Source organism: uncultured Mailhella sp. (assembly GCF_947631555.1).
In the GTDB taxonomy this organism is placed as follows: Bacteria; Desulfobacterota; Desulfovibrionia; order Desulfovibrionales; family Desulfovibrionaceae; genus Mailhella.
Genome location: NZ_CANRLT010000094.1, coordinates 1 through 8405 on the forward strand (window position 1 = coordinate 1; position 8405 = coordinate 8405).

At 60.4% G+C, this 8405-nt stretch carries 9 protein-coding genes; 6 read left to right on the forward strand and 3 right to left on the reverse strand.

All coding sequences use genetic code 11. The features are described 5' to 3' along the window. Positions 1 to 142 precede the first annotated feature (142 nt). From dut to Q0Z94_RS10380, 6 genes are all read left to right on the forward strand, one after another. Entirely contained in the window at positions 143 to 601 is a 459-nt protein-coding gene (dut, locus tag Q0Z94_RS10355) for a dUTP diphosphatase (RefSeq protein WP_298069449.1), read from the forward strand. Between the two features lie 43 nt (positions 602 to 644). Continuing rightward, entirely contained in the window at positions 645 to 1229 is a 585-nt protein-coding gene (locus Q0Z94_RS10360; protein WP_298069451.1) for an HD domain-containing protein, read from the forward strand. Next, positions 1229 to 2155 carry a D-alanine--D-alanine ligase gene (locus Q0Z94_RS10365; RefSeq protein ID WP_298069453.1) on the forward strand — a complete coding sequence of 309 codons (927 nt, stop codon included), beginning with the start codon at positions 1229 to 1231 and terminating at the stop codon, positions 2153 to 2155. The genes Q0Z94_RS10360 and Q0Z94_RS10365 overlap by 1 nt, the downstream gene beginning before the upstream one ends. Positions 2156 to 2342: 187 nt before the next feature. Then, entirely contained in the window at positions 2343 to 3080 is a 738-nt protein-coding gene (locus tag Q0Z94_RS10370; protein WP_298069455.1) for a basic amino acid ABC transporter substrate-binding protein, read from the forward strand. A gap of 48 nt (positions 3081 to 3128) precedes the next feature. Continuing rightward, on the forward strand, positions 3129 to 3947 hold the full coding sequence (locus Q0Z94_RS10375) for an amino acid ABC transporter permease (RefSeq protein ID WP_298069457.1): 819 nt from the start codon (positions 3129 to 3131) through the stop codon (positions 3945 to 3947). Then, positions 3931 to 4680, forward strand: coding sequence for an amino acid ABC transporter ATP-binding protein (locus Q0Z94_RS10380; RefSeq protein ID WP_298069459.1), 750 nt, complete (start codon positions 3931 to 3933; stop codon positions 4678 to 4680). The genes Q0Z94_RS10375 and Q0Z94_RS10380 overlap by 17 nt, the downstream gene beginning before the upstream one ends. A 79-nt stretch (positions 4681 to 4759) precedes the next feature. Here the strand turns inward: Q0Z94_RS10380 and Q0Z94_RS10385 are convergent, their stop codons facing one another. The 3 genes from Q0Z94_RS10385 to Q0Z94_RS10395 form a co-directional block, all read right to left on the reverse strand. Beyond that, positions 4760 to 5689 carry a homocysteine S-methyltransferase family protein gene (locus Q0Z94_RS10385; RefSeq protein WP_298069461.1) on the reverse strand — a complete coding sequence of 310 codons (930 nt, stop codon included), beginning with the start codon at positions 5687 to 5689 and terminating at the stop codon, positions 4760 to 4762. A 104-nt stretch (positions 5690 to 5793) separates the two neighbouring features. Next, on the reverse strand, positions 5794 to 7218 hold the full coding sequence (gene ahcY, locus Q0Z94_RS10390) for an adenosylhomocysteinase (RefSeq protein WP_298069463.1): 1425 nt from the start codon (positions 7216 to 7218) through the stop codon (positions 5794 to 5796). Between the two features lie 25 nt (positions 7219 to 7243). After that, a complete protein-coding gene (locus Q0Z94_RS10395; protein ID WP_298069465.1) occupies positions 7244 to 8200 on the reverse strand; it encodes a metalloregulator ArsR/SmtB family transcription factor in 957 nt (318 codons plus the stop codon). Positions 8201 to 8405 lie beyond the last annotated feature (205 nt).

Here is an 8405-nt window from a genome sequence, read left to right on the forward strand (position 1 = left end):
TACAAATCCCCATCTGTTTACAAAGTTCAGCCTAGCGGGGCTTTCTTACTTTGTCCACCTGATGGGGTGCATATCAGGCCTGGGGCTGTTTTACGGCTTGCCCTTTGAACAGGTTTACGCTACTTTCCTGGGAGGAGGAGCTATGGATGCGGTCTATGTCTGTTATCTGAGGGACGCGCTGTCCCTGTACGGCGAGGGCCTGAACTATGCGACGGCGGGTTCTTCCGGCATGGATCTGCGGGCCTGCATGGACGAAGCCTCTCTGACCGTGGTCCCCGGCCAGCGCATCTGTATCCCTTCCGGCCTCTGCATAGAGGTGGGGGCGCCGGGTGTGGCGGGCTTTCTGTATTCCCGCAGCGGACTGGGTGCGGTGAAGGGGCTGACCGTTGCTCAGGGCGTCGGCGTCATCGACGCAGACTACCGCGGGGAGCTGATGATCTGGCTGCTCAATACTTCCGGCAGCCCGGTCAGCATACGCCGCGGCGACCGGGTGGCCCAGCTTGTCTTTCAGCCCGTGTGCCGTCTGCATCCGCAGACAGTGCAAAGTCTTTCTGAAACGGAACGGGGCGGCGGAGGCTTCGGACATACCGGCCGCTCCTGATTCTGCCAGCCATCTTTCCAGCCTTTTTAAGGAATGAAGAGCCATGCTTCCCCCCCTGGAATTTGCCTGTGACCCTTCCTGGGCCATCCCCGACGAACGCCAGTGCGTCCGCCTGTGGGACAAGTACGATGTGATGCCCCATATCCGCGAACACTGCCGTGCCGTGGCCTCCGTCGCCGTGGAGATAGTACGGCGGGCGGAGCGTTCCGGTCTTGTACCCGAAGGCCGGCTGGTCAGTGAGGCTGCGGCCCTTGCCGCGGGCCTGCTGCACGACCTTGCCAAGTCGTACACTATCCGCTGCGGCGGCAGTCACGCTCAGCTCGGAGCCGCCTGGGTGCGCAATGAGACAGGGAATCCGGCGCTGGCACAGGCGGTACTCTTCCATGTGTGGTGGCCGTGGGAGAAAACCGATCTGGACGACGTGCGCGACCCGCTGCGTCTGCCCGTCATCATCGCCTACGCCGACAAGCGCGTGCGCCATGCCGAGATCGTGACACTGCGGGAACGTTTCGATGACCTCATGGTTCGCTACGGCGTCAGCGAGGAGAAGCGCAGCTCGCTTCGCAGCTGTTATGAACATGTGCAGAACGTGGAGCAGGCCCTGTTCGACAGGGTGGGAGCACTTTAATGAGAGCCAAAAAGATACTTCTGGTAGCGGGGGGCTGGTCTCCGGAGAGAGAAATTTCCTTGAAGGGAGCGGCCATCATCGGCGCTGAACTCGTCCGGCGCGGCCACGAAGTCACGCACTTCGATCTCTCGGAAGGTTTTGACCGTCTCCTTGAACTTGCGGGCAGTCATGACGCCGCCTTCCTGAATCTCCACGGCCAGCCGGGGGAAGACGGACTGATTCAGGCTCTGCTCGACCGTGCGGGCTGCCCCTATCAAGGCTCCGGCCCTGCGGGTTCGTTCCTGGCACTGAACAAGGCGGCGGCCAAGAGACTCTTTCTCCGCGAGGGCATACGCACGCCCGATTTCCGCTTTCTGCCCGTCCGTCCGGACAAGAGCTGGGAACCCGGGCTCCCGTATCCGCTCTTTGTGAAGTCCAATACCGGCGGATCGAGCATCAACCTCTTTCGCGTGGACGACCGCGCCGCACTGTGGAAGGCCCTGGACACTCTTTTCGACGCACGCCAGGAAGTGCTGGTGGAGACCATGATCCGCGGCCGCGAAGTCACCTGCGGCGTCCTTGAACTGCCTGAGGGCGAAAAGGCGCTGCCTCCGGTGCTCATCGTGCCAAAACGGGAATTTTTCGATTACCATGACAAATACGCTGAGGACGGGGCCGCCGAACTCTGTCCGGCACCGCTGTCTGAAGACGTGATTTCCCGCGTCCAGCGCATGGCACTTGCCGCGCATCGCTGTCTCGGTCTTTCAGGCTACAGCCGCACGGACTTCATTCTTGCCGAAGACGGGGAACTCTACGCGCTGGAAGTGAACACTCTGCCCGGCATGACCACGGCCAGCCTTGTCCCGAAGGAAGCGGCTGCCGCCGGACTTTGCTTCGGAGACCTGCTGGAACGGCTTCTGGACGCGGCCATACGGCGCGGAAAGTAGCGCAGCGGCCGCTTTTTTCCGGACTTCGTCTTGACAGTCTTTCTGCAGCTCTCCATAATCGCTGAATCATAGGGATCGGGCTGAAGGCGGTTCGCACTGCCTCTGCGGGAGAACGTCCTGCGGTGAGAGTACGGCACTTCGGAACCCGCCCGAAAAAGCGGCTTTGCCCCATTGTCAAGGAGTAGTCATGCTGCGTCGTCTGTGCTGTTCTCTTCTTCTTTCGGTACTTTTTTGTTCTGCTGCGCATGCTGCGGACAAGCTCATCGTGGCCAGCGATCCCACCTGGCCGCCGCTGGAATTTCTGGATGATTCCAGGCAGGTGATCGGCTACGATGTCGATATGATCAAGGCCGTAGCTCGTGAAGCCGGCATGGAGGCCGAGGTCAGAAATATTGCCTGGGACGGCATTTTTGCCGGTGTCGCCGCGGGCAAGTACGATATTGTGGCCTCCGGCGTCACCATCACCGAGGAGCGCAAGCGGGCCTTCCTGTTTACCAAGCCCTACTACGATGTGCAGCAGATCATCGTGGTGAAGAAGGGCGAGACGGTGAAGAGCTTTGAGGAGCTCAGGGGCAGAAAGGTCGGCGGGCAGATCGGCACCACCGGCATCTTCGTGGCCCGCAAGTCCGGCGTGGACATGAAGATCAGCGAATACGACGACGTCGGCCTCGCCATGCAGGATCTCATCAACGGCCGTCTGGACGCCGCCATCTGCGATTCCCCGGTGGCGCTGTACTACGCCAACAAGAAGGAAGGCTTCTCCGACCATCTGGCCATCGGCTTCCGCACGAACGCCACGGAAGCCTTCGGGTTCGTGGTCAGGAAGGGACGCCAGGATCTGGTGGATAAGCTGAACAAGGGCATCGATGCCGTGCGCGCCAAGGGCATCGAGGCAGAACTCATCAAAAAGTGGATGGGCGAGTAAGCAGTCTTTCGCTTCAACGGCAGTTCTTTGCTGCAAGGTCCTCTCTCTATGCGTGAAGACAACGAAAAAGAGCTGCCTGCCGCTCCCGAAGGCAGGATTGTCGTTCCGGCAGGAGGACTCAGGCTTCCCGCCTCTCCCAGGCCGCCCGTGATCAACGCATGGTCTCTGTCTCTGGTGGGAGCAGTGGCCGTCCTCGTCTTCCTCTGCGCCGTGTGGCCGGATCCCTATCTCGATATTCTGGCTTTTGTGCCGGGCGGGCTGCTGATCACGTTTGAAGTGACCATACTTTCCATCTGCTGTGCCGTGCCCCTTGGTCTCCTCACCGGACTGGGGAGGCTCTCCCGCAGCCGGGTCATCAACCTCATCGCCTCCACCTATGTGGAAGTGATCCGCGGCATCCCGCTTCTGGTGCAGATTTTCTACATTTACTACGCCCTCGCCATGTTCCTTCAGGTAAGCAGCCTGACCTCTGCGGTTGTGGCCATCAGCTTCTGCTACGGCGCCTACATGGGCGAGGTCTTCCGGGCCGGCATCATGGCCGTGCCCAAGGGACAGAATGAAGCCTCACGATCTCTGGGCTTCAACCGTTTCCAGACCATGATCCATGTGATTCTGCCCCAGGCGCTGCGCACCATACTGCCGCCCGTGGGCAACGAATGCATCGCCATGCTCAAGGATACCTCTCTGGTCTCCGTCATGGCCATGCCCGACCTCATGCAGCACGGGCGCAGCTTCGCCGCAAAAACCTATCTCTATTTCGAGACGTATACCGTCATCGCGCTCATTTACCTCATCATCACGCTGCTGCTTTCCAAGGCGGTCAACCTCATGGAATCCAGGCTGGACTACTATGAAAAGCGAAAATAGTTCCGCGCCCATCATCCACATCGAACATGTGTGGAAATACTTCGGCGAACTGCCTGCGCTCCAGGACGTTTCCCTTGACGTGTACGCCGGACAGCGCGTTGTCATCATCGGGCCTTCGGGTTCGGGAAAATCGACGCTTCTGCGTTCGATCAACAGGCTGGAGGAGATAGATGTCGGGCTTATCAGCGTGGATGGCATCGACATCAACGCTCCGCACAGCGACATCAACAAGATACGTCAGAATCTGGGCATGGTTTTCCAGCAGTTCAACCTTTTCCCCCACAAAACGGTGCTCCAGAACGTCACTATGGCGCCGCGCAAGCTGCGGGGCGTTCCCAGAGCCGAGGCCGAGGAACGGGCACTCATGCTTCTCGCCAAGGTGGGGATCAGCGACAAGGCCAACGTCTATCCGGCCATGCTTTCCGGCGGCCAGCAGCAGCGTGTGGCCATAGCCCGTGCCCTGGCCATGCAGCCCGAACTCATGCTCTTCGATGAGCCGACTTCCGCACTCGACCCCGAAATGGTGGGCGAGGTGCTGGATGTCATGGTTAATCTGGCGCGGGACGGCATGACCATGATCTGCGTCACCCATGAAATGGGCTTCGCCCGCACGATGGCCGACAGGGTGGTCTTCATGGACAAGGGGCAGATACTGGAACAGGGAACGCCCGCCGAAATCTTCGGCAGCCCAAGGCATCCACGCCTTCAGCAGTTCCTGAGTCAGGTACTCTGAGCGGCGAAACTAGGGAAAGGCAGCCCGCTCCGGAAGGGGCAGGCTGTTTCGCAAGCGGGCGTTTTGGCGGGAAGGCGCGTCAGCAGGACAGACCGCGAAGCGCACGGGCGACGGCTTCCATGTGCCGGGCGTCCGTACCGCAGCAGCCTCCGAAAAGGCGCAGTCCAAAGCGTTCACGCAGGGCGGACATCTCCCTTGCCAGAGCTGCGGGCGGCGAGCCATGCAGCTCCCCGGCGCCGTCAAGTTCTGCAAAGCTCAAGTCCGAGGCGTTGGCCTGGATACCGAGAAAGCGCGTCTTCACGGCTGTGGTTTGATTCCACGGGCAATCCAGAGCCGCGGCAACAATGCGGGGATGGACGCAGTTGGCCATGTAGCAGAGCGGAGGCCGGCCCGGCAGCGCATCGATGGCGGCGATGGAATCGTGAAGCGTGGTGCCGTCCATGAGCCTGCCGTCTTTCTGCAAGGTAAAGCTGATGATGAAGGGCAGTCCCGTGGCGGACAGGGCGGCGGCCATGCCCAGTGCTTCGGGCAGCGTGGGCATGAGCGCGGCCAGAAGAAAATCCGCTCCTGCCGCACGGAAGCCTTCGGCTTCCCACCGATGAAACTCGCGGGATTCCGCCTCTGAGAGGCAGCCCTGCCCGGAGTAGGCGTCGCCGCGGCAGCCGAGCAGTCCGCCCGCGAACACGGGGACACGCGCTTGTGCCAGGGCCTCACGGAGCAGCCGCAGATTGTCGCCCAGGATAGCACCGTTGTACGGGGAGAGGGCAAGGCGTTCTTGATTGCAGCGGCGTGTCGGCGTCGTAGCGAGAAAGGGCAGAGCGTAGCGTTCCGCAATGTCCAGATACTGCTTCCACAGTTCCTTGAGCGCACTTCTTCCGCGCTCCTCGTAGACCAGTCCCGCCAGGGCGACAGGCCCGTCGGCGGCAAGGCCGTATTCCCGCTTCAGGCGTTCGCCCAGCGCGCCTTCCATGAACACGGGGCCGGAAGCGAGGCAGTCGGAAAGTGTCATGGCTGGTTCACCGATTTTTGCCGGCCTGTCAGACCGCCTGAGAGTGAAAAGGCTCTTGCGGGTGCGCAAGAGCCTCTCTTGAACTGTGGGATAGCCGAACTCCATTAATACCGGTAGAGATCGCTCTTGAAGGGGCCGTCCACGGGCACGCCGATGTAGTCGGCCTGCTTCTGCGTGAGCGTGGTGAGCCTGACGCCGAGGCGTCCGAGATGGAGACGGGCGACTTCTTCATCGAGTTTCTTGGGCAGAGTGTAGACCTTGATTTCGTGTTCGCTGCGGGCGAGATCCATCTGCGCCAGCACCTGATTCGTGAAGGAATTGGACATGACGAAGCTGGCGTGGCCCGTGGCGCAGCCCAGGTTCACCAGCCGGCCTTCGGCAAGGACGATGATGGAGCGGCCGGAAGGCAGCGTCCACTTGTCCACCTGTGGCTTGATCTCCATCTTACGGCAGCCGGGATTGCCCTCGAGCCAGGACATCTGGATTTCGCTGTCGAAGTGGCCGATGTTGCAGACGATGGCCTCGTCCTTCATGCCCATCATGTGTTCCCCGGTGATGACATCGCAGTTGCCGGTGCAGGTGACGTAAATGTCGCCCATGGGCAGGGCGTCTTCCAGCGTGACGACTTCATAGCCTTCCATGGCGGCCTGAAGCGCACAGATGGGGTCGATCTCGGTGACGAGTACCCGCGCACCGAAGCCGCGCATGGAGGCGGCGCAGCCCTTGCCCACTTCGCCGTAGCCGCAGACGACCACAACCTTGCCGGCCACCATGATGTCCGTGGCGCGCTTGATACCGTCGGCCAGAGATTCACGGCAGCCGTAGAGGTTGTCGAACTTGGACTTGGTCACGGAGTCGTTGACGTTGATGGCGGGGAAGAGCAGCTTGCCGTCGCGCTCCATCTGGTACAGGCGATGCACGCCGGTGGTGGTCTCTTCGGAGACGCCGCGCACCCCTGCGGCCACGCGGTGCCAGCGCTGGGGGTCGTTCTTCAGGGACAGGGCGAGACGTTCCATGATGACGCCTTCTTCCTTGCAGGAAGGCGCATTCTGAAGGACAGAGGGATCGTTCTCGGCCTCCACGCCCTTGTGGATGAGGAGCGTGGCATCACCGCCATCGTCCACGATGAGATCCGGGCCTGAACCATCGGGCCAGGTGAGGGCCATTTCCGTGCACCACCAGTAGTCTTCAAGGCTTTCTCCCTTCCAGGCGAAGACCTTGGCCATGCCCTGCTCGACGATGGCCGCAGCGGCGTGATCCTGCGTGGAGAAGATGTTGCAGGAAGCCCAGCGCAGGTCTGCTCCCAGTGCGTGGAGGGTACGGATGAGCATGGCCGTCTGTATGGTCATGTGCAACGAGCCGCTGATCTTCATGCCCTTGAGAGGTTTGGCGTCGCTGTAGCGGCGGATCAGCTCCATGAGGCCGGGCATCTCGCGTTCGGAGAGCTGCATTTCCTTTTTGCCGAAGGCGGCCAAGGCAGGATCGGCGATTTTGTGGTCGAGAGAAAGATCGAGAGAACGAGCGGACATGAAAACTCCCTTATATTTTAAGATGTTAAAAGCTGAGTGAAGATGCGCTCCGGGTGGGAACGTCCGGCAGACGCCGGGCAAGAAGCAGATGCAGGGCGAGGCCCTTTTTCACCGGCTGGAGACGGTAGTCCGCGGCGGTGAAACCGGCCTTGTCCAGAAAACCTCTGAGCGTGTCCAGTGAGAAGCCCAGCCAGCGATCTCCGTACAGCGTGCGCATGGATTCCTGCGTGTGCTGGTCGAAGTCCGTGATGAACAGTACCCCGCCGGGCTGCAGTATGCGGGCGGTTTCTTTCAGGGCGTCCAGAGGGTGGGAAAGATGATGGAGTACCAGATTAATGCAGGCAAATCCGGCTTCGCCGTCCCGCAGAGGCAGATGTTCCAGCTCTCCGATGCGCAGGGAGAGTCCGGACATGTGGCAGTCGAAACGGCGGCGGGCCAGGTCAAGCATACGGGGTGAACCATCCACGCCGATGAGTTCGCGGCAGACCGGGCGCAGATATTCCAGCACTTCACCCGTGCCGCAGCCGAGATCCACGGCCACGCCGCAACCCTTGGGCACAGCGCTGAGAACTGCTTCCGGCAGGGAAAAGCCGCCGAGAATTTCGCGATTCATTTCGTCCCAGTCATCGGCAATCTCGTTGAAGAACTGCCGCGTTTTCAGCGTGCGGTCTTCGAGAATGCGGGCGGCCATGTCCAGATCTGCGCTGCTGGGATCCTCGCCGAGCATGAAGGGGACGATGCTGTTCAGAAACCGGCGGCCTTCGCCCTCGGACAGGGCGGAATAGAACACCCAAAGCCCGTCCCTGCGCGACTGGAGTAGTCCGGCTTCCGTGAGTATCTTGAGATGGCGCGAGATGCGCGACTGCCCCATGTGAAAGAGCAGAACCAGCTCGTTTACGGAAAGCTCGTAGTGAAAGAGCACGAGAGCCAGCCGCAGGCGTGTTTCATCCGCAAGGGCCTTGAGGTATCGAAGTGCTGCCATAGTGTACAGAAGATGAGAAATATCAAGACATGTTGATTTAATATATCAGGCTATCCGTATATAGTCAAGAGGGACGGCCGCAGGAGACAACAACTTTTATAATGATAAATGTTTGAGATTATGCTATTCTTCAAAAAAAAACGGAGGGTACCGAGATGCATTGCCGGAAATGTGGTTCTGAGGCTTTTGTTAAAAATGGGTTTGT